The organism is Colwellia sp. BRX10-9, from assembly GCF_014077405.1.
In the GTDB taxonomy this organism is placed as follows: domain Bacteria; phylum Pseudomonadota; class Gammaproteobacteria; order Enterobacterales; family Alteromonadaceae; genus Colwellia_A.
Map to the genome: position 1 here is coordinate 1 of NZ_JACGVV010000019.1, position 19,593 is coordinate 19,593.

23 protein-coding genes are annotated in these 19,593 nt (G+C 36.7%); 14 read left to right on the plus strand and 9 right to left on the minus strand.

The features are described from left to right. Positions 1-842 (plus strand): protease SohB (sohB, locus tag H4J69_RS12010; protein ID WP_182251969.1); only part of this gene is annotated, 842 nt, incomplete at its 5' end. 167 nt (positions 843-1,009) lie between these two features. Here sohB and H4J69_RS12015 read toward each other — a convergent pair. Then, positions 1,010-1,279, minus strand: a complete 270-nt coding sequence (locus tag H4J69_RS12015) for a hypothetical protein (RefSeq protein ID WP_070376242.1) — start codon at positions 1,277-1,279, stop codon at positions 1,010-1,012. A 297-nt stretch (positions 1,280-1,576) separates the two neighbouring features. On the opposite strand from H4J69_RS12015, the gene H4J69_RS12020 reads away from it, so the two are divergent. From H4J69_RS12020 to rlmM, 4 genes are read left to right on the plus strand one after another with little or no spacing between them, the layout of a single operon-like run. After that, positions 1,577-2,485: a transcriptional regulator GcvA gene (locus H4J69_RS12020; RefSeq protein WP_182217538.1), complete on the plus strand. Its 909-nt coding sequence runs from the start codon at positions 1,577-1,579 to the stop codon at positions 2,483-2,485. Beyond that, entirely contained in the window at positions 2,475-3,143 is a 669-nt protein-coding gene (locus H4J69_RS12025) for an alpha/beta family hydrolase (RefSeq protein WP_182217540.1), read from the plus strand. The genes H4J69_RS12020 and H4J69_RS12025 overlap by 11 nt, the downstream gene beginning before the upstream one ends. Positions 3,144-3,162: 19 nt before the next feature. After that, a complete protein-coding gene (locus H4J69_RS12030) occupies positions 3,163-3,585 on the plus strand; it encodes a DUF423 domain-containing protein (protein ID WP_259366497.1) in 423 nt (140 codons plus the stop codon). A gap of 11 nt (positions 3,586-3,596) precedes the next feature. Continuing rightward, positions 3,597-4,685 (plus strand): 23S rRNA (cytidine(2498)-2'-O)-methyltransferase RlmM, encoded by a 1,089-nt coding sequence (rlmM, locus tag H4J69_RS12035; protein ID WP_070376245.1) that lies wholly within the window; start codon positions 3,597-3,599, stop codon positions 4,683-4,685. Between the two features lie 93 nt (positions 4,686-4,778). On the opposite strand, the gene H4J69_RS12040 is transcribed toward rlmM, so the two are convergent. From H4J69_RS12040 to queF, 6 genes are all read right to left on the minus strand, one after another. Continuing rightward, positions 4,779-5,786: an isocitrate dehydrogenase gene (locus tag H4J69_RS12040; protein WP_182244573.1), complete on the minus strand. Its 1,008-nt coding sequence runs from the start codon at positions 5,784-5,786 to the stop codon at positions 4,779-4,781. A 204-nt stretch (positions 5,787-5,990) separates the two neighbouring features. Continuing rightward, entirely contained in the window at positions 5,991-6,368 is a 378-nt protein-coding gene (locus tag H4J69_RS12045) for a DUF3192 domain-containing protein (protein ID WP_182217543.1), read from the minus strand. 112 nt (positions 6,369-6,480) lie between these two features. Further along, the gene (gene xni, locus H4J69_RS12050) at positions 6,481-7,281 is read right to left on the minus strand and encodes a flap endonuclease Xni (protein ID WP_182217545.1); all 801 of its coding nucleotides are present in this window, start codon (positions 7,279-7,281) and stop codon (positions 6,481-6,483) included. Between the two features lie 10 nt (positions 7,282-7,291). After that, complete coding sequence (ppnN, locus tag H4J69_RS12055; protein ID WP_182217547.1) at positions 7,292-8,632, minus strand: nucleotide 5'-monophosphate nucleosidase PpnN; 1,341 nt, start codon at positions 8,630-8,632, stop codon at positions 7,292-7,294. A 105-nt stretch (positions 8,633-8,737) separates the two neighbouring features. After that, positions 8,738-10,336: a GGDEF domain-containing protein gene (locus H4J69_RS12060; protein WP_182217548.1), complete on the minus strand. Its 1,599-nt coding sequence runs from the start codon at positions 10,334-10,336 to the stop codon at positions 8,738-8,740. 184 nt (positions 10,337-10,520) lie between these two features. After that, positions 10,521-11,384: an NADPH-dependent 7-cyano-7-deazaguanine reductase QueF gene (queF, locus tag H4J69_RS12065; protein WP_182217550.1), complete on the minus strand. Its 864-nt coding sequence runs from the start codon at positions 11,382-11,384 to the stop codon at positions 10,521-10,523. A 61-nt stretch (positions 11,385-11,445) separates the two neighbouring features. Here queF and syd point away from each other — a divergent pair, with 61 nt between their 5' ends. Further along, positions 11,446-12,006: a SecY-interacting protein gene (gene syd, locus H4J69_RS12070; RefSeq protein ID WP_182217551.1), complete on the plus strand. Its 561-nt coding sequence runs from the start codon at positions 11,446-11,448 to the stop codon at positions 12,004-12,006. A gap of 1 nt (position 12,007) precedes the next feature. Here the strand turns inward: syd and H4J69_RS12075 are convergent, their stop codons facing one another. Continuing rightward, positions 12,008-12,334 (minus strand): hypothetical protein, encoded by a 327-nt coding sequence (locus tag H4J69_RS12075; RefSeq protein ID WP_182217553.1) that lies wholly within the window; start codon positions 12,332-12,334, stop codon positions 12,008-12,010. Positions 12,335-12,539: 205 nt separating this feature from the next. Here H4J69_RS12075 and H4J69_RS12080 point away from each other — a divergent pair, with 205 nt between their 5' ends. The 8 genes from H4J69_RS12080 to ybaK all read left to right on the plus strand — a co-directional run bounded on the left by H4J69_RS12080 (position 12,540) and on the right by ybaK (position 17,511). Further along, the gene (locus H4J69_RS12080) at positions 12,540-12,923 is read left to right on the plus strand and encodes a DUF3192 domain-containing protein (protein ID WP_070376254.1); all 384 of its coding nucleotides are present in this window, start codon (positions 12,540-12,542) and stop codon (positions 12,921-12,923) included. Between the two features lie 213 nt (positions 12,924-13,136). Further along, positions 13,137-13,781 carry a GNAT family N-acetyltransferase gene (locus H4J69_RS12085; RefSeq protein WP_182217554.1) on the plus strand — a complete coding sequence of 215 codons (645 nt, stop codon included), beginning with the start codon at positions 13,137-13,139 and terminating at the stop codon, positions 13,779-13,781. Positions 13,782-14,077: 296 nt separating this feature from the next. Then, on the plus strand, positions 14,078-14,623 hold the full coding sequence (locus H4J69_RS12090; protein ID WP_182217556.1) for a DUF7010 family protein: 546 nt from the start codon (positions 14,078-14,080) through the stop codon (positions 14,621-14,623). Between the two features lie 125 nt (positions 14,624-14,748). Beyond that, positions 14,749-15,342, plus strand: a complete 594-nt coding sequence (locus H4J69_RS12095; RefSeq protein WP_182217558.1) for an HD family hydrolase — start codon at positions 14,749-14,751, stop codon at positions 15,340-15,342. A gap of 116 nt (positions 15,343-15,458) precedes the next feature. Continuing rightward, on the plus strand, positions 15,459-16,055 hold the full coding sequence (locus H4J69_RS12100) for a glutathione S-transferase family protein (RefSeq protein ID WP_182231321.1): 597 nt from the start codon (positions 15,459-15,461) through the stop codon (positions 16,053-16,055). Positions 16,056-16,163: 108 nt separating this feature from the next. Beyond that, a complete protein-coding gene (locus H4J69_RS12105; protein WP_182173093.1) occupies positions 16,164-16,541 on the plus strand; it encodes a PH domain-containing protein in 378 nt (125 codons plus the stop codon). A 94-nt stretch (positions 16,542-16,635) separates the two neighbouring features. Further along, positions 16,636-16,950 carry a DUF2007 domain-containing protein gene (locus H4J69_RS12110; protein ID WP_182218720.1) on the plus strand — a complete coding sequence of 105 codons (315 nt, stop codon included), beginning with the start codon at positions 16,636-16,638 and terminating at the stop codon, positions 16,948-16,950. Between the two features lie 93 nt (positions 16,951-17,043). Next, positions 17,044-17,511, plus strand: a complete 468-nt coding sequence (gene ybaK, locus H4J69_RS12115) for a Cys-tRNA(Pro) deacylase (RefSeq protein WP_182218719.1) — start codon at positions 17,044-17,046, stop codon at positions 17,509-17,511. Between the two features lie 53 nt (positions 17,512-17,564). Here ybaK and H4J69_RS12120 read toward each other — a convergent pair whose 3' ends face one another. Beyond that, complete coding sequence (locus H4J69_RS12120) at positions 17,565-19,535, minus strand: LTA synthase family protein (RefSeq protein ID WP_182231322.1); 1,971 nt, start codon at positions 19,533-19,535, stop codon at positions 17,565-17,567. Between the last annotated feature and the right edge of the window lie 58 nt (positions 19,536-19,593).

The window sequence follows — 19,593 nt, forward strand, 5'->3', positions numbered from 1 at the left end:
AAGATAAGAAAGCAGCGAAAGAAAAAGCTAAAGCCGATAAGAAAGCAGCAAAATTATCAGCCGACAATGAAGGTACTATAGTTAAAGCTGAAGCTAGGATTTTTGTTGTTGATTTTAATGGTAGCATTGACGCAAGAGAAGTGAGTGCACTACGTGAAGAAATATCAGCAATACTAACGGTTGCAACCCCTGAAGATGAAGTGTTTTTACGTTTAGAAAGCGGTGGTGGCATGGTTCACGGTTATGGCTTAGCAGCTTCACAACTTGACAGACTTCGTCAGCATAATATCCCGTTAACTGCATCAGTTGATAAGGTTGCGGCAAGTGGTGGCTATATGATGGCATGTGTTGCCAATCATATTATCTCTGCACCGTTTGCAATTGTTGGCTCAATCGGTGTTATTGCGCAAGTTCCTAACTTTCATAAATTGCTCAAGAAAAACGATATTGACTACGAACAATTTACTGCCGGCGAGTTCAAACGTACAGTGACTATGTTTGGTGAAAATACCGATAAAGGTCGTGAAAAGTTTTCTGAAGAATTAGAAGAAACTCACTTACTCTTTAAAGACTTTGTTCGCGAACGTCGTCCAAGTTTAGATATTGATAAAGTAGCAACAGGCGAACATTGGTTTGGCAGTACCGCGAAAGAGCTTGGTTTAGTTGATGAAATTCAAACCAGTGATGATTTCCTTCAGTCTCGAAGTAAGTCGCACAAAATTATTGCTTTAAGATACGTAATGAAAAAAACCTTAGCGGAAAAGTTTTCAAAAGCGGCATCAATGTCTGTTGATTCTATCTTTAGTAAACTTTGGCAAAATAATCGTATATTTCCAAGTTAACGCATGCGTTTTGAGTGAATAAGATCTAAAAAAGGATGCTAATGGCATCCTTTTTTGTTTCTTTTCGCTGGGTTATTATAGGTTATTATTTAATTATCCACTTTAGAGAAGTTCTAGAGAAACTTCCGTAAAAGCTTTTAAAGTATACCTATAATTAAGATAAGCGCTTACTCAGCAATCAATAGTGACTTTTCAAAGTCACGCGTAGACTTTACTTCTTTATCGCTTATTTGTGTCACTGGCACGTTAATATCAGCTGTTGCTAACATGGTGCTAAAGGTACTCAATTTCATTGAATCAGCGAGACTTTTTTCAGCCGCTAATGTTATTGAAAATTCAGCGACTGTTTCTACTTCTACCAATTCTATGGCTTGAACTTGTGCTACCATCATGGTTGCTGCTACTGTTAATATTGCTACTTTATTAAAAAATTTCATAGGGTCACCCTTAAATTAAACGTTATATCCATATAGATGTTCTGGGACCTTTTCTTACTTAATTCTTGAATATGGGTTGGGAATCACATTCAATAGCTAGCCCAATATGTTTGGGATAAAGATGAAGTCCTTCATCTATGAAACGAATTCTACGTTAACTCTGGTAACTTTTGAAATGACAATTTATAATGTTTATCATTAGAAAAACTAATGAATAATAGTTATTTATCATTGTTGCTTATTTATGCATTTATTTTGAATGCTATTCCATGTAAAAGTTATAATTAAAGGTGAATTTTGTCTAACAGGCTTCCGCCACTAAACGCTTTGAGAGCATTTGAGGCATCAGCAAGACAGTTGAGTTTTACTCGCGCTGCTGAAGAATTATTCGTCACTCAAGCGGCTATCAGTCATCAAATAAAATCGCTTGAAGATTTTTTAGGCATAAAGTTATTTATGCGTAAAAATCGTGCTTTGTTGCTTTCTGAAGAAGGTCAAGCCTACTATCTTGATATTAAAGATGTCTTTAATGCCATTAACGAAGCAACTGAGCGATTGTTTGCCCGTGGTGAAAAAGGCGCGATAACTGTTAGCACACAACCAAGTTTTGCTATTCAGTGGTTGGTGCCGAGATTAAATGCTTTTTATGCTTTACATCCTGACATCGATGTTCGAATTAAAGCGGTAGATCAACCTGAGAATTCATTGACGGGTGATGTTGATGTAGCGATATATTTTGGTCGCGGCCATTGGGCCGATATTGATGCAGAACAATTACAAAAAGAATATCTTATTCCTGTTTGTTCACCTTTATTGTTGCAAGGTAAAAAGCCACTCGATAAAGTCGAAGATCTGATCAACCATACTTTATTGCATGATACTTCTCGCCGTGACTGGAAACGATGGTTCAAACAAGTAAACGTTAAAGCAACCAATGTCAATCATGGACCCATATTCAGTCATTCCGCTATGGTTGTTCAGGCGGCAATGCATGGGCAAGGTGTCGCATTAGCTCATAGTTTCCTGGCGAAACCTGATATTGATGCAGGTAGGCTTATATGTCCCTTTGAAGATGTTTTAGAAAGTAAAAATGCCTACTACGTCGTGTGTCGAGACCGACAAGTTGATTTAGGTAAAATTGCAGCATTTCGTGAATGGGTGCTTGATACTGTTGCCCAAGACCAAGAAGAATTAAATGACCAATAAGATGATTAATCTTACTCCTGATATTTCAACTATTATTAGTACCGTAGCAAAGCCTAAAGCTTTGGTTGTTTTTGCTCATGGTGCGGGTGCCGATAAAAGTCATGAATTTATGGAACAAGTCAGTCTTGCTTTAAACCAAAAAAATATCAATGTATTGAGATTTAACTTTTCGTATATGGATGTTCGCTTGGCGCAAGGTAATCGTAGACCACCCGATAGAATGCCAAAATTACTGGAATGTTTTTCCACCGTTATTGACGGGTTAGATAGTGATTTACCCCTTTTTATCGCGGGGAAATCAATGGGTGGACGTGTCGCTGCGACATTGGCTGGAGATAAAACAGCTAAGTTTTTAGGGGTAATGTGTTTAGGTTACCCGTTTCATCCACAGAAAAAACCTGAAAAATTAAGGTTGGCACCTTTGCAAGAAACACAAATGCCTATATTAATTTTACAGGGCACTCGAGATGCGTTAGGTAGCCAAGAAGAAATTGCACAATATGAATTTTCAGAGCGTTGTCACTGTATATTTTTTACCGATGGGGATCATAATTTGAAACCACGAGTAAAGTCAGGTTTTACCCATGCTCAACATATACAATCGGCGGTTAATGAAATGGTTAAATTTATTGATGAGCATAACCCAGATGAAATATAGTTGTGTTTATAGAAATTACTTGACCGCCATTATGATATTTATTGGTATCAGTGGCTGTTTTTCTGTATTATTCGGCGCTTGGTTTGCTCATGCTGGGGCAAATTTACCAAATGAAGTACAATCACGCCTTGCCAATGCATTGCAATATCAATTTTTTCATACTATAGCACTACTTACTGTGGCCATTTGGTTGCAAGTTCTAATGAGTAAGCGTCATGCGGCTAAAGTTATTAATCTTTTATATTTATCAGCAAGCTTTTTTATAGCCGGGATTTTATTTTTTAGTGGTGTTTTGTATATAAAAACATTTTTTGATTTTACTGTTATTGGAAAAATAGTTCCCTTTGGTGGTATATCATTTGCGCTGGGTTGGTTGTGTATCAGCTGGGCGGGAATTAATAGTACTCTGTGTACTTTAAACACAGACCAAGATCGTTTGTAGGTAAATTAGTTATGACCTCTATTATATTATATTGTCGCCCAGGCTTTGAAAAAGAGTGTGGTGCAGAAATTCAAGAAAAAGCCGCGTGGAATGAAGTGTTTGGCTATTTACAGCTAACTAAAAACGAAGGTTTAGTCTATTTTCATTTAAACAATCCTCAAGACGGTGAAGTTTTAATGGAAAAAATCCCATTGCGCCGCCTGATATTCGCTCGCGATTGGTTTGTTACCGTAACAGATAAAATTGACTTACCTGATTACAATCGTGTTGAAGCTATTACCGAAGTTTTAGGTACCGAATGGCAATATGCTGATTTACGGATGGAAATGCTTGACACAAACGAAGGTAAAGAACTTTCGAAATTCTGTCGTAAGCTGTCTGTACCGCTACGCCAGGCATTACGTAAGAATAAAATTCTTATGGAAAAAGGTGATAACGATGGCGCTATCTTACATGGTCTTTTTCTAAGTGGTAAAGAAGCTATTTTTGGTTTTTCGTTAGCCGATAATAGCTCTGTTTATACTATGGGTATTCCAAGGTTGAAGTTTCCAAGCGCTTCACCGAGCCGTTCAACATTAAAATTAGATGAAGCTTTTCTTCACTTTGTACCTCGCGATGAATGGGACGAACGTTTAACATCAGGTCTTAAAGCCGTTGATTTAGGCGCTGCTCCTGGTGGTTGGACATATCAATTAGTACGTCGTGGTATGATGGTGACAGCTATTGATAATGGCGCTATGGCTGAGTCATTAATGGATACAGGGCAAGTTAAACATCGCATGATGGACGGTTTCAAATATGTACCAATGAAACAAAATGTTCATTGGTTAGTATGTGACATGATCGAAAAACCTCAACGCGTAGCTAAGCTAATGGCTGAGTGGTTATTAAAAGGTTACTGTAAAGAAGCTATATTTAATTTAAAGTTGCCAATGAAAGGCCGTTATCAGGAAGTCACTAATGACTTACAAATACTTAAAGATGCTTTTAGTGAGCATAAAGTAAAGTATGAACTCTACGCTAAGCACCTTTATTATGATCGTGAAGAAATAACTGTTCATGCAAGATTATTATCTCCACCGCCAATGAAAGAAGAATAGCACGGCTCTTCTTGCATTAAAAAACCGACGTAATGTCGGTTTTTTAATGTCTGTTACAAGCGGGTATTACTAACAACTTCTAACCCGTTAGGTTTATAAACGCTCTAATACCGCTTGGGTAAAATCAGTGGTGCCGTGAGTGCCGCCTAAATCACGAGTCGTTCTATCACCCGTAGCAATAACATCTGTAATTGCATTACGGATCTTACTGGCTTTATCACCCATGTTTAAATATTCAAGCATTTGAATAGCGGCTAATATCACTGAAGTAGGGTTAGCTAAATTTTTGCCTGCAATATCTGGTGCACTACCATGCACAGCTTCAAAAATAGCGCAGTCGCCACCAATGTTAGCGCCAGGAGCCATACCTAAACCACCAACTAAACCTGCACACAAGTCAGATAAAATATCACCAAATAAGTTGGTTGTTACAATGACATCGAATTGTTCTGGGTTCATTACTAATTGCATACAACAATTATCAACGATCATTTCTGTCGATTCTATTTGTGGATAACGGGCAGCAACTTCACGCGCAACTTTTAAAAACAAGCCAGAAGTTGATTTCAAAATATTCGCTTTATGAACAGCTGTTACTTTTTTTCTACCTTCTTTGATAGCCGTTTCATAGGCAAAAGTAAGAATGCGTTCAGCACCTTTACGGGTAATTAAACTTTTTGCTTCAGCAACTTCGCCATCATCAGACAATATTTGTCCTAAGCCTGAATACATACCTTCGGTGTTTTCACGTACCGTTATGATGTTTATGTCTTCGTAGCGGGCTTTAGTGCCTTTAAACGATATTACAGGACGAACATTTGCGTAGAGTTGGAAATGCTTACGCAAAGTAACATTGATAGAAGTAAAGCCTTCGCCAACCGGTGTGGTAAGTGGACCTTTAAGGGCGATTTTATTTTTTTGAATAAGCGCTAAGGTACTTTCTGGGATCAAGTCACCATGATTTTCAAGAGCAGTAAGACCGGCGTCAGCATATTCATATGCAAAATCACATCCGGCTTTGTCTAGTATTTTAATTGTAGCATCGATAATATCGGGACCAATGCCATCGCCGGGGATCACTGTTATGGTTTGTGTAGCCATTTTTCTGCCTTTCAAAAGAGTTTGTCAAATTAGGAAACGGGTGCTGTTATAGCACGCGATACTTGTGTAATCTAGGATAAAACCTTTCAGGCACCCTACATCGTTTGGTTTTACCTGATTGTGTTTTATAGTTGTTAGTATAAAGGATCGTTTAATGAAACGTTATTAGACTTTTGTTTTATTAAAGCTGCTTTCAGCGTTAGTTTATAGTTGCTGAAACTGTTCGTAAGCTGTGTTGCCAATAGCGATAAGTGAGCCATTTTTAAATAAAAGTGCGGTACATTCGTCTTGGGTAGTAAATCCATCAGATTTAACGTGTTGAGTACGATAAAAGGTCACTTGAAAACTGTCTTCATTAACTTTTTTCGCCTCTGTTATATCTGGACTGCCTAATTCTTCTATCGCTTGGTCGAAATTAAACTTTTCTAAGGTTAATTTACCTATGTATTGCTTGTTATATGATTCGCGGTCACCCCATTCCATATCAGATGGACTGTCATCATAAAAGTTTACCACTAGGGCAACAAAAACACCGTAAATGGCTAATGCGATTAAGATACGAGAGATGACTTTCTTATTCATTTATTAAAATTTCCGTTAAATTGTTGATCAATATTGAAATATGAAGCTTAACAAGCGCTAATTATTTTAGTTAATTTATACAAGGTTTAATACAAATATTTTGTTCACTCCCCTATGAAGAAAGGCGAATATCTTTCAAATTAAAGCCCAGTGGTATGTCTTTTTTGAGCGTAATAAGCTCTTGGCTGAGTGCAATTTGTTCTTTATGTTCAGCAAGCTTATTGGCTAATGTTGCTTTAATATCAGTTGCTTCAAGTATACTTTTTAATGAGCCATACTGATTTAATAACTGTGCAGCAGTGACTTGTCCAATCCCCGCAACCCCTGGAATCTTATTGGTATTGTCACCGGTTAATGTCCATAAATCCATAAGCTGTTGTGGCTTAACATTGAATTTACTTAGTACAAAGTTAGTATCAAGATGGCGACGATTAAAGTGATCATAAACGCCGATATGTGGACCCAATAATGAGAGGAAGCCTTTATCTGTCGAAACGATCGTAACATTTTGATCTTTTAATGCCATTTTTACCGCCAATGTCGCAATGATATCGTCAGCTTCATCTTCTTCTGGTATTAATGAATCGACTTGTTGCTTCATTAACTCATCTTGAATATCAGGAAGGCTGGCAGCCAAATGTGCTGCCATTTTTTTTCTACCTTTCTTATAATCAGGGAATAGCTCGTAACGCCAACAAGGCTTATCACTATCAAATACCGCTAAAACATGGCTAGGTTGTAGATGATCAAGTATTTTTGTTAACGCTTGTCCGCAAGCGATCTGAGTATTAAACAGGACTTGTTGTTTGGTGTTTTCTGCAAGCTCGTTATTAAAAAGAAAAGGACGCTCTTGTACTGCGTATATTCTCCTAATTAAATTCAACGCATCAATTAATACAAGATGTGCGGACATTCATTTACCCTTAAATTACTTTATAGCATGGTATATATTTACTGCCAGGTAGTTTCATTCGTTGTTGCTCAACAAATGACGCCAGTAAATTATCCATTAGTTTCATTATTTTTTTATCGCCAGATATTTCAAAGGGACCATTCTCTCTGATTGCTCTAATACCTTGCGATTTTACGTTACCCGCTACTATAGCAGAAAAAATACGGCGTAAGTTTGCTGCTAATGTCGCTTTGTCTAAATCATAGTTAATTGGCAGGTTAGCAATGTTCTCGTGCGTAGGTTCAAAAGGCTGTTGAAAGTCGGGCTCAATCACTAAAGACCAGTTAAAATGGAAGGCATCACCCGTTTTTTTGCGATAAGTTATGACTTCATTTAATTTATGACGCATGGCTTTAGCTACCGCAATTGGGTCATCAACAATAATTTCATAAAGGTTTTGTGCTTTTTCACCTAAAGTTGCGCCAATAAAGCGATCAATTTGAATAAAGTATTCTGCGCTCTCTTTAGGTCCTGTCAAAATAATAGGTAATTTTTGAGCTTCATTTTTGCTATTGAGCATAATACCTAAAATATAAAGCAATTCTTCGGCGGTTCCTGCGCCCCCAGGGAAAATAACAATACCATGTGACATTCGAACAAAAGCCTCTAAGCGTTTTTCGATATCAGGCATGATAACTAATTCATTAACGATAGGATTAGGTGGCTCAGCCGCAATAATACTTGGCTCTGTTAAACCAATATAACGACCGTCTTTATTACGCTGTTTTGCATGAGCTATAGTTGCTCCTTTCATGGGACCTTTCATTGCACCTGGGCCACAGCCTGTACAGATATTAAAGCCTCGCAGGCCCAATTGATAACCCACTTCCTTAGTGTACTTGTACTCATTATCGTTTATAGAATGACCACCCCAGCAAGTAACCAGATTAGGATCGCTTTCAGGGATAATAACATTCGCATTTCGTAAAATATCAAATGTAAGATCTGTTATCTGCTGAGTATGTTTAGCATCGGCTTGGTATCGATTATGGGTAAAAAGAATATCGCGTAACACCGCTGATAAAAGCTCTTGTATACCTCTTATTATTTTACCATCAACAAAGGCATCACCAGGTGGGTTTGTTAAAGCTAATTTTACACCACGTTCGCGGCGCAAAACTTGTATCTCAAAATCTTGAAATTTTTGATATATTTGTTCGGCATCATCGGTATGGCTGCCGGCATTTAATACCGCGAGTGAACAATTTCGATAGACTTGATAAGTTTTACTGTTCGCTGATTTTTGAAGTTGCTCTATTTCTGATTGTGAGAGCAGGTTCATATTGCCAACAGGATTTATTTGCGTATTCATCATTGAGCTCCTTCAGAAAAATGTAAAGCTAATAACTTGAAACGTACCAAGGTTATTAGCTTTTTATGGATAATTGCAGGAAAAAACGGAATTTTCAGACGATATTTATAGGTAAACAACGTTGTTTTTGCCTTTCTCTTTGGCTTGATAAAGTGCACCATCTGCTCGTTCAAAAGCCATATGGACATTATCATCTTGTTGGATATGTGTAACGCCAATAGAAATGGTGATGGTCACTTTATTACTTTTAAATTTAAAGGGTAATTTTGCGACTTGTAAGCGCAGTCGGTTAAGTTTATCGATTAAGTTTTCTTGATTGGTACCAGAGAATACGAGTACAAACTCTTCTCCGCCATAACGTGCAATAAATGCGTCACTACCTATGTGTTTTTTTAAGGTACTTGAAATAACTTGCAAGGTTTTATCGCCAGCAGTGTGGCCGTAGGTATCATTAATACGCTTAAAGTTATCAAGGTCCATTACCACAATAGCCAAGTCGAAATTTTTATTATGAAAACGCACCATTTCTCTAGCGAAGTATTCATCAAATGCGGCGCGATTGTTGAGCTTAGTTAAGGCGTCTTGTAAGCTTCTGGCTTGTTGTTCTTGAATACGTTTTTCAAAGTTTCGGCTTTGTTTTTCTAATAATTCGACCTTTTCAGTCATTGACGATAATTGGCCGTGTAAAGCATCTTGTTGTTCACGTTCAAAGGTTGTTTTCTTTAAAAGTGTACCAGCAATAAGTTTTAACTTAGCATTAATATCAACTTTAATATCGGCTAGAGACGTGGCTTTATCTAAACCATTAGCCATATCTACAATCTGTTTTTGCAACTGTTCATTTAATAAACCATGTTGTGATTGAGATTCTTTGCAACTGTTTAGTGTTGTTTTTACTGCGAACTGTACCGTTGTTAAGGTTTCGCTTAATGTTGAAAGAAATACTTTTGCAGTATTTCTTTCATCGTTTAAATCTTCAATGATCACATCAAATACGGCCAAAAAACTGTCTAGTAAGCTGTTGTTTGATATACCTTCATTGAGCTGAGACTTAATCACAGCGATATCTTTTGCATGTTTATCTGAGACAACTAAGTCGGCAATAATTGTTTCAAAACGAGCGATGTATTTCAGCTCGGCATCGTTATTAACTTTAACCGTTTTTGTTGTTGAGTTCTGTTGTCCTAATAATCCCCCCACAGGAGCAGCGTCAATAAACTTTGCTGCTAAGGCGTCATCGTAAAAGGTTAATAACTGACTTAACAAGGGAACATATTGTATAACAGCATCTTTGGGATCTTTTGACTCCGTGATTAAACTACGTAATTTACGTCGTAAGTCAGCAGGTAAGCCATTGATTTTTTGCAAAGCTAAACCAGCGATATGGAATCTTTCGTGTAATTGGTTAAGATTTGAAATGTTTATTTGAGATTGCTGTTGTAGTAAAAGTGAAGTTGCGGCTATGTGTGCTTGAATGTCAGCAAGTGGCGCCGACTGTTTGAGTAAAAGTCGTAACTTAGCCAACTTATTATCTAACGTAATATCCATGCCCTTGCATACAAGAGAAAGCTTTTCAATAAAGGTTATTAACAGTGAAGACTGTGATTTTAGATCTTTTTCTACGTCGGCACGTGAAGTAATGGCGAGTTCGAGTTTTTTCTTCAGTAATGTTATTTCTTTGTTGGCGGCTGGGTTGTTGCTCATAAAAAACGGTCTTCCGTAAAGTACTTTATCGGCTAATGGACTTGATAAATTTGCATTGAGTATAGCTAAATATAGTTAATATAAAAATGAACACACTTTTAAATTATATGACTTAATAGTAAACCTAAGATGCTAAAAAGTCAGCATTGATAATGATTTATAATTGATTTAACTCAAATAGTGTTTATTGTCTTAGCGTTCTTCCGGTTGGTGCGTGTAAGGTAGACGTCGATCGAAATGGATTTATGTCTAAACCGCCTCGTCTGGTGTAGCGCGCAAAAACAGTCAACTCAGTCACTTGACAATATTTCATTAAATCACAATATATTCTTTCAACACATTGTTCGTGAAACTCATTATGTTGTCTAAATGATATTAAGTAAGCTAGCAAAGCGCTCGGTGAAATCTTTTGACCACTGTATTGAATATAAATACTTGCCCAATCGGGTTGATTAGTAATTAAACAGTTAGATTTTAATAAATGGCTGACTAAAGATTCATCCTTGACAATTTCCCCTGCAATATTTGCATTGTTGAGCAGCGTTGGATCAAGTTGATAGTTATCAATATCAAGTTCAACATCATCTATACATAGGGTGTTTTCAGAAAAAATCTGATGATTTATTTCCAGTGCAGGGCAATTATCAACAGGAAATAGCTTTACGCCCGCTTTGCCTTCAGCGGTATTGGATAGATCTTTAATTAAGCAATCTTCAACCTCTTGCCAAGATGAAAACCGACTCTGATTAAAGCTATTTAAATACAATTTAAATGACTTAGACTCAACTATGTTAGTGCTGGTGCAAGGAAAACGAAATTCTGCAACAGCAACAATGGGTTTACCTTTGCTATTGAGCCACGAAAGTTCATAGGCATACCAGACATCTTCGCCAATAAAGGGTAAGCTTTCGGCGTGAATAGCTAAACTGTCTCTATTTAAAGTTCGAGGTACCGCTTGTAAGAGTTCTGGGTTATATTCACTGCAATAATTAGTGGCTTTTCCAAGTGTTAATTGGCTTAATACTTTTGCGTTTTTATAATTTGTCATACAATGGCTAGTTTAGTCTATTGGCTATTTGTCGTTACATTTTAAAGGATCTTTTTAACAGATGAAATCATCACCATGCGAGTTAATGCAATCTTTATCATTATTTTCACAAAAATATTTATCACAATACCAAGAACGTTACCAGCATTTACCGCTTATAGAAAAAGACGAACAATGGCCTTCTCCATGTTTATCAGATGATTATGATGAAAATCATCAATATTGGCAACCTTGTGAAATCAGCGACCCGATTAACTTTGATAATGTTGAAAAAGCGTTAGAAATAACAATAAACGCGGATTTTAAAACCTATTTCACCAGTTTGTACAGCGACACCTTAGATGCAAGCTGTGAGGAAGGCGCTTTATCACTACTTTTTGCTTGGAGCAAAGATGACTTCCAACGTTTACAAGAGAATGTGATAGGGCATATATTAATGAAGCAGAAATTAAAGCAACCATTAACTTTATTTTTTGCCTTGACCGACGACGATAATATGATTTTAAGTGTCAACAATGACAACGGGGAGATCTGGGTCGAAAAAGTAGGTGCTAAAGCGCATAAGAAAGTGGCCGACTCACTGGTTAGCTTTATTAATATGCTCAGCCCTAGAATTCCTTAACTTATATTTTTTTTAGGCTAATGATCAGGGCTTTTAGCTCTGCTAATTCAGTTTCTATTGGCTCTAATGCCGTTGCTATTGCTTTAGTTATCATCATCTCTATTTCTGGAGAGTTCAAGGCTAGCGTTTGATTTTTTTCAACAAGCTTCTTAGTTTCACCGGTTAATGTGATCAGTTTAGGGTCATGGGTCCAATTTCTTAATATTGATATAAGGGTTGGCAGTGGAACTGGTGTTTTTAGTTTGGTTTTAAGCAAGGCTACCGTTGGCTTTTTACCTTGATTAGCTAATTGATTAGCGATGATTGTTATTTCGTCAGTTATGGTCATAAATTTATAATTACTTGTCAAAGAGGCTATGTTTTAGCGAATATCACAAAACATGTTCGCCGTGTTTACCTGGTTTTTATTTTATTTATATATATCAATGTGTTGCCGAGTTGGTTTATCCCTTGCTATTAAGTAAGTTGTAGACCAATAACGTTGTTTAAATTATATAAAATATTTACACATAAAATATTAATCAGGGAAACTTATGAAAAAATCAATTATAGCATTACTTATTGCGGCACCTTTAACTTTATCATTAACGGGATGTGTTATTGCTGTTGGTGGCGGTGATGAAGGGCATTCAATGTCAACTTCGTTTGGCGATCGTGAATATGAAAACCGTAAGAAAATTGACAAAATTCAATTAAATGCCAGCTATAGTGATGTTAAGCAAAAGCTAGGGCTTGGCGACTTCAATGAAAAATACCAAATAGACGGTAAAGAAATACAGGTGCTCTTTTATCGTACTCATCGTGTCCATAAAGATGATTTAACCACTAAGGACGAGTGCACATATTTACATTTTGTAGATGGTGTTTTATTAGAAACGGGTAATGGTGCAGATTATAGACGCAACATTTCAGGTTAATCGTTATTGTTTATAGTGTAAAGGTAACCGCTAGTGCTACCTTTACAACTAAACCCTAATGTTTTTACTATAACGGCACCTGCTATCGACGGTTTATTATTACATATTTGTCTTAAGAAAATAGCTTGAAAGCGTTGGAGTTTTGTTTGACCTTATTCGTTTTTTACTGCTATGGTGATGAAATAAAAATAATAAACGCAAGGATGACAAGGTATGTCAGAAGTAATACGTGATAAAAAAAATCTTGATATAAAAGCTGCTTATTTGTCAGGTGAAGATTTAAAACTCGCTGCCTCTTTATTGTATCAAGCTTATCATGATGATCCTGTTTTTCTAGAAATATTTTCCAATGAAAACAACGATTACGAACAAAAGTTGCGTGCAGCCATTCGAGAAGAGTTAAGTGCTTTTTGGCATGCTAAACAACCTATGGTTGGCTTATACTTGGGGGAGGCAATGGTAGGTGTTGCTTGTTTAAATAGCCCAGATGAAAGTGTTAGTTCAGAGCGATTTTGGCACTGGCGTTTAAAGATGATGCTAGGTGCTGGCTACTTTAGTACCAAACAGATGATTGAAAAAGAAAAAACAGTACTTGCTGCTGTACCAATGAAGAAATTTCATATGCTTGCCTTTATTGCGATTCATCCTTTACATCAACATCATGGCTTTGGTCATTACCTTATGGCAGCCGTCAATACAATATTAGAAGAGCACTCTGCAAGTGAAGGGGTTGCTGTTTATGCGACAACAAAGAAATATCAACAATTTTTTAAAGAAGTTGATTATGAACTGGTTAAAGAGCTCTCTATTGGTAATGTTTCGGGTTCACTGATGATTCATTACCGAAGTAAAAGTTAAACTGAATCTCTTGGTCAACTTTAGATAAATACCAAATTAATATTTGGTATTTTTTTACTTAATTTAAGGTGTTTTTTTACCTAAGTTAAAAATGTAGCGGTTGTATTTTCAAAGTGGCCAATGTTATATTTTGTTGATTAATCAAATTTTTGTGCTTTAACTATCCATTTTAGCTTACAAAAAATGTTCAAACACTAAGTATTAGCTATAGGGTTTTACTCAATATTTTTGTTAAGGATATTATTGTTAGTGAATTGCCGTTAATAGGACATGCATTGCAAAGTTAAGGAGTTTAGATGAAGTTTGAAGCAGCACAGGAAAACATGCGCTTTTCATATTTTGATGGTGGAATTGGTGTATTAGTTTCTGGTTTAATTTGGTGTGCTGCTGGTTCAGTTGCCTTAGTGCATTCGAATCAATTGAGTATGCTAGCATTATTCTTTGGCGGTATGTTTATCCATCCGTTGTCGATGCTATTGTCAAAATACTTTAAACGTCCTGGCAATCACTATCCTAAAAATCCACTTGGAAAACTGGCATTAGAAAGTACAATTATCTTATTTGTTGGTTTATTTTTGGCTTTCTATGTAGCAAAGCTGCAAGTTGAATGGTTTTATCCGATAATGCTGATGATCATTGGTGTACGTTATCTAGTGTTTAATACGCTGTATGGCTTAAAAATATATTGGCTTTTAGGAAGCGTGCTGATATTTTCTGGTATGTTATGTATATTGTTAGGTGCTAATTTTATCATTGGCGCATTTATTGGTGGAGCAACAGAAATTGTCTTCTCACTTGTGATCATTAATCAATCGAAAGGTTTGGTTTTAAACGCCACTTAGTTGCTCATTCCCGCCTCGCCATTATTTGATGATTTGTTGACCACCACTAAGCACGATCTTTTATGCTATAGGCGGCGAACTGTCGTCAAATTATGCTTCATTTACCTTATCATTTTGGAAAAACAATGGAAGAACTCAATAAACAATTAGATTTTATTATTGAATTAGATAGGCTCAAAGGAATTTATCGACAAGCGCTGGTCAAGTCTGATAAAAATAGATTTGAGAACAGTGCAGAGCACAGTTGGCATATTTCATTAACGGCTGAAATACTTCAAGAGTATGCAGTAGAGAAGGTCAATATAGCACGAGTGATGAGTATGTTACTTATTCACGATATTGTCGAGATAGATGCAGGGGATATGTTTGCTTTTTCCGATAAACAAGCACTAGCAGAGCAACAAGAAAAAGAAATTGCTGCAGCAACCCGTATCTTTGGTTTATTGCCGGATAAACAATTTCAAGCTTTTAATGCCTTATGGTTAGAGTTCGAAGAAGCTGAAACTGTTGATGCTCGATTTGCTAAAGCCATAGACAGCGTTTTACCCTTTTTACAAAATATAAAGAATGAGGGGGGCAGTTGGGTTAAGCATAAGGTTAACAAATCACAGGTACTAAAACGTAATAGTTTTCTTGAAGGACTCGCTCCTCAGTTATGGTTATATGTTTGTCAGCAAATTGATAATGCGGTAGAGCAAGGTTGGTTGTTGGACGAGTAATCGGCATAGCTAGTCAGTAAAGTATTACGCTGTTTGATTACACAAGCTATTATTTATATTGTCGATAATAATTGTTCGAGCAATTATTGCACCGTGGCATGCTTAAGGATAATTTAGTGAAAATATATGCGGATATTCAGTCAGGTAATTGTTATAAAATTAAGCTTGTCACCTCAATTTTAAAGATAGAGCATGAGTGGATTAATATTAATATACTTGCAGGTGAGAGTGGCACAGCGTCGTTTTTGAAAAAGAACCCAACAGGAAAAATTCCGTTACTTGAGCTCGATGACGGACGTTTTTTATCAGAATCTAACGCTATTTTGAATTACCTTGCCTCAGGTTCATCACTGTTACCTAAAGATAGATATGAAAATGCAAAGGTACAGCAGTGGCAATTTTTTGAACAATATAGCCATGAGCCATTTATTGCTGTTGCTAGGTTTATTGCTAAATATCTTGGTTTACCTGATAACCGTAAAGCGGAATATCAATCCAAACAAGAAGGGGGTCACAAAGCTCTAAGAATTATGGAGAAGCAATTGGAAATAACACCTTATCTTGTCGGGAGCACATTGACTACCGCTGATATTTCACTTTATGGATATACACACGTAGCAGAAGAGGGTGGTTTTAACCTGCTTGAATATCCTGCGATTCAAATGTGGATCAATAGGGTACAAGCACACCCCAACTATACTGCTATGGCGTAACATCATCGTGGGAAACCATGAAGTTGGAGATAAATGTCACGTTTGTCAATACTGCAAAGCTATGCTTTTTATTACGGTATTCGAAAATTAATTACATAAGGATTAACTATGATAGATTTTAAAAACTCTTCGGTGTTCAAATTAAAACCAATAGAAATCGAAGATGCGAGAGAAGACTTTCACAAGTTTATGATTGAGGGGGAGTCAATTTTTGCGGCCTTTAAAAGTATTAGAGACCAAGTGGTATTCACGAATAAGCGCATTATTGCCGCCAACGTTCAGGGAATTACCGGTTCAAAGGTCGACTATACTTCTTTACCTTATAGCAAAATACAGGCTTTTTCAGTTGAGTCATCGGGCACATTAGATTTAGATTGTGAAATAGAAGTCTATGTCAGTGAACTCGGTATGGCTAAATTTGAGATTAAAGGTTCTTTCGATCTTATCCAATTTAATCAGCATATTAGCCAACACGTACTTGCGTAAATTCAGTGTTATTAACAAAGTAATAATGAATTTATTGGTTAATATTTTAGCTAACTACACCCTACCTATTAATAACTATCACTAGGGCGAAATGATGAAACTGCTTTATGCTCACGAAAACCATTTTATGGTTAACAATGTTAAAAACCTTATTGAAGCACAACAAATAAGTTGCTTTATTAAAAATGAATTTGCTCAAGGAGCCGTAGGTGAAATATCAGCTTTTGATGCTTGGCCAGAAGTCTGGCTTGTTAATGAGGCTGATTTTGAACGTGCGACGACGATATTAACGTCATATCAGCAGGCAAACAAAGGCGAAGACTGGCTATGTAAAAGCTGCGCCGAAACAAATGATGCTTCCTTTGAGATATGCTGGAACTGTCAGCATGAAAATAAAGAGTCGCTTTAAAGAAGCTCTTTAAGTTTGAACATTGTTTTTATAATAATATATTAGCCAACAATTATCAGCGATTTCTTTAGGCTACTCACTTAGGATATTGAAATGACACCAGGAATCAATGTAGCTAAAAAAAATAAAATTTTACATAAAATACATGAGTATTCTCATGATGAAACCGCGGAGTCCTATGGACTCGAAGCAGCCGAAAAATTAGGTGTCATCGAACAACGAATATTCAAAACTTTAGTGGTAATGCTAGATGATAAAAGCTTAGCCGTAGGTATTATTCCGGTTTCCGCTATGCTTAGTATGAAGCTTATTGCAAAAGCTGTTGGAGCTAAAAAAGCTAATATGGCTGATAAGTCTGATGTTGAACGTTCAACGGGGTATGTTCTTGGAGGAGTAAGCCCACTTGGGCAAAAAAAAGCACTGAGAACAATTGTTGACGCCTCAGCTAACCATTACGCCTCTATCTATGTGAGTGCAGGCCGGCGAGGATTAGAAATAGAATTGAGCCCCGCCGACTTAATAAAGCTCACGAATGGAATGCTGACGAAAATATGTCAGTGATATTTTTAATAAATCATTAAAATCAATAACTTAAGGTTGTGTTGCTCAGTGTTTCACTCAGTTTTACTGGAATACCACTGATTTTCATAGGCTAAACTTCCCCATAAAGCATGGGCTAAAGCGATCTCAGCAAGTTTCGCGTTAATTGCTTTAGGTTCTAGTTTCTTTTTCTTTAAAGAATAGTCAAAATTTACTGGTGGCTTTTGTGGTTGCAGTATTGTGACATTCTCATCGGTCATATAGGCAAAGTTATCGGCATATTGCATCATTGCCCTTCCTTTGACCTGGGTATTATTTAAATCACGGCCAATCATAGGGGAATCGTTAGTTACGCCCATTAAGGACAGCAAGGTCGGAGCAAGGTCGATTTGACTTACAATTCTTTCATCAGATAAATGTTTATTGCCTGAATTAAGAATAACGCCTGGAATATGGAAATTTTTAATAGGAACAAGGTCGTTTCCTAACGCTCTAGCATCATGGTCAGCAACAATAATAAATATAGTATCTTGCCAATAGGGTTGTTTTTTTGCTTGGTCGATAAACTTACCCAGAGCATAGTCTGCATATTGGATCGCCTGATGGCGCAATAGTTCTTTTGAATCGTACAGAGCTAATTGCGCTGTTGAATATGCTAGTGGCGTTATTTTACCTGAGGGTATTTCAAAAGGATCATGATTGCTGGATGAAAAAATAAAACTTAGAAAAGGTTTATCACCTTTGTGTAATTTGCTTAATTCGATATCAGCTTGATTAAACAAGTCTTCATCACTGGCTCCCCACGAACCGACAAACTGAGGGTTTTGTATTTTGTTAAAATCAACAATATCGCTAAAGCCATTGCCTAAAAAGAAACCTTTCATATTATCAAAATGGCTTTCTCCACCATAAATAAATTGCGTGGTGTAATTATTTCTCTCAAGTAAACTTGCGATGGTGAAGAAGCCATGCTGAGATTTATCAAGCTTTACTACTGCTCGAGCTGGCGTTGGTGTGAACCCAGTAATAACCGCTTCAATGCCCCTTACAGAGCGTGTACCGGTAGCATATAAATTTTTGAACGCCCAGCCTTCAGTATTTAATTTATCAATTTCAGGCGTAAGTGGTAGCCCTCCTAATGATGAAACAAATTGCGCACCTAAACTCTCTTCTAAAATTATCACTAAATTTTTAGGTTTTCCTTGGTAAACGGGTGCCCTAGCGCTAAAAGAAGGTTGCGCATTATTATTAAAAACTTGTGTATTTAAGCCAGTTTCCTGGCGAACAAGTTTAATAACTTGTTCTGTAGCCATAGTGCCATAAAGTTTTGATGCATACTTTTCATTACCGAACTGTTTATAGGCATGAGCAACACTATAGATTGAATTTAAGGTTAATGAATTAATCAGTGGGTCGGTAGAAAAATAAACGAATGACGGGTTAATAGGGCGATGACCTACAGTACCTCTGGCGCAGAGAAAAAGCACAATAAAGAGCATGATAAATGATAGGGATGATGATGAGGGCGTTACAGCAATTATTGGCTTTTTGGTACGAGTGAGTTTACCTACCGTACGCCAAATAAACGGACTAGACACCATCATTAAGGAACATAATACAACTATGGTCAATAAGTGTCCGTTGAATAACATTTTCATGACTTCATCAGGATAAGCTAAATATTCGATGAATAACCTGTTAGGTCTAAATCCATATTCATTAATAAATGCAGGTGTGGCAAGCTCAAAAAAGAGCACTGCCATAAAAATAAAGAAAAACATTGCTCTTAACGCGCTAAGCCATGTGCTTTGAAATTTAGACAGCATTAGCAAGGGATGAACTATTCCAGGTAAAATTAATAGATAACCTAGCGTGCTTAAGTCGATTTTTAGCCCATTAAGTATCAGGGTAACCATACTGCTAAAATCGGTAAAACGTTCAATTTGCCAAATCGCAAAGCCAAGCCTAGCGACAAAAAGTGTAAAAATTAATAATAATGCAAACAGTAAAAATGGACGAACTAAAGCGGTTGTAGAGGTAAACATCGTTATTAATATCTCTAATAAAACACGATACTTACCTTAAAGTATAAAACTTAAGGAA

Coding starts and splice junctions, on each gene's coding strand:
- H4J69_RS12015 (WP_070376242.1), bottom strand. CDS start 1,279: ATGAAATTTTTTAATAAAGTAGCAATATTAACAGTAGCAGCAACCATG.
- H4J69_RS12025 (WP_182217540.1), top strand. CDS start 2,475: ATGACCAATAAGATGATTAATCTTACTCCTGATATTTCAACTATTATT.
- rlmM (WP_070376245.1), top strand. CDS start 3,597: ATGACCTCTATTATATTATATTGTCGCCCAGGCTTTGAAAAAGAGTGT.
- H4J69_RS12040 (WP_182244573.1), bottom strand. CDS start 5,786: ATGGCTACACAAACCATAACAGTGATCCCCGGCGATGGCATTGGTCCC.
- H4J69_RS12045 (WP_182217543.1), bottom strand. CDS start 6,368: ATGAATAAGAAAGTCATCTCTCGTATCTTAATCGCATTAGCCATTTAC.
- xni (WP_182217545.1), bottom strand. CDS start 7,281: ATGTCCGCACATCTTGTATTAATTGATGCGTTGAATTTAATTAGGAGA.
- ppnN (WP_182217547.1), bottom strand. CDS start 8,632: ATGAATACGCAAATAAATCCTGTTGGCAATATGAACCTGCTCTCACAA.
- H4J69_RS12060 (WP_182217548.1), bottom strand. CDS start 10,336: ATGAGCAACAACCCAGCCGCCAACAAAGAAATAACATTACTGAAGAAA.
- queF (WP_182217550.1), bottom strand. CDS start 11,384: ATGACAAATTATAAAAACGCAAAAGTATTAAGCCAATTAACACTTGGA.
- syd (WP_182217551.1), top strand. CDS start 11,446: ATGAAATCATCACCATGCGAGTTAATGCAATCTTTATCATTATTTTCA.
- H4J69_RS12075 (WP_182217553.1), bottom strand. CDS start 12,334: ATGACCATAACTGACGAAATAACAATCATCGCTAATCAATTAGCTAAT.
- H4J69_RS12080 (WP_070376254.1), top strand. CDS start 12,540: ATGAAAAAATCAATTATAGCATTACTTATTGCGGCACCTTTAACTTTA.
- H4J69_RS12085 (WP_182217554.1), top strand. CDS start 13,137: ATGTCAGAAGTAATACGTGATAAAAAAAATCTTGATATAAAAGCTGCT.
- H4J69_RS12090 (WP_182217556.1), top strand. CDS start 14,078: ATGAAGTTTGAAGCAGCACAGGAAAACATGCGCTTTTCATATTTTGAT.
- H4J69_RS12095 (WP_182217558.1), top strand. CDS start 14,749: ATGGAAGAACTCAATAAACAATTAGATTTTATTATTGAATTAGATAGG.
- H4J69_RS12105 (WP_182173093.1), top strand. CDS start 16,164: ATGATAGATTTTAAAAACTCTTCGGTGTTCAAATTAAAACCAATAGAA.
- H4J69_RS12110 (WP_182218720.1), top strand. CDS start 16,636: ATGAAACTGCTTTATGCTCACGAAAACCATTTTATGGTTAACAATGTT.
- ybaK (WP_182218719.1), top strand. CDS start 17,044: ATGACACCAGGAATCAATGTAGCTAAAAAAAATAAAATTTTACATAAA.
- H4J69_RS12120 (WP_182231322.1), bottom strand. CDS start 19,535: ATGTTTACCTCTACAACCGCTTTAGTTCGTCCATTTTTACTGTTTGCA.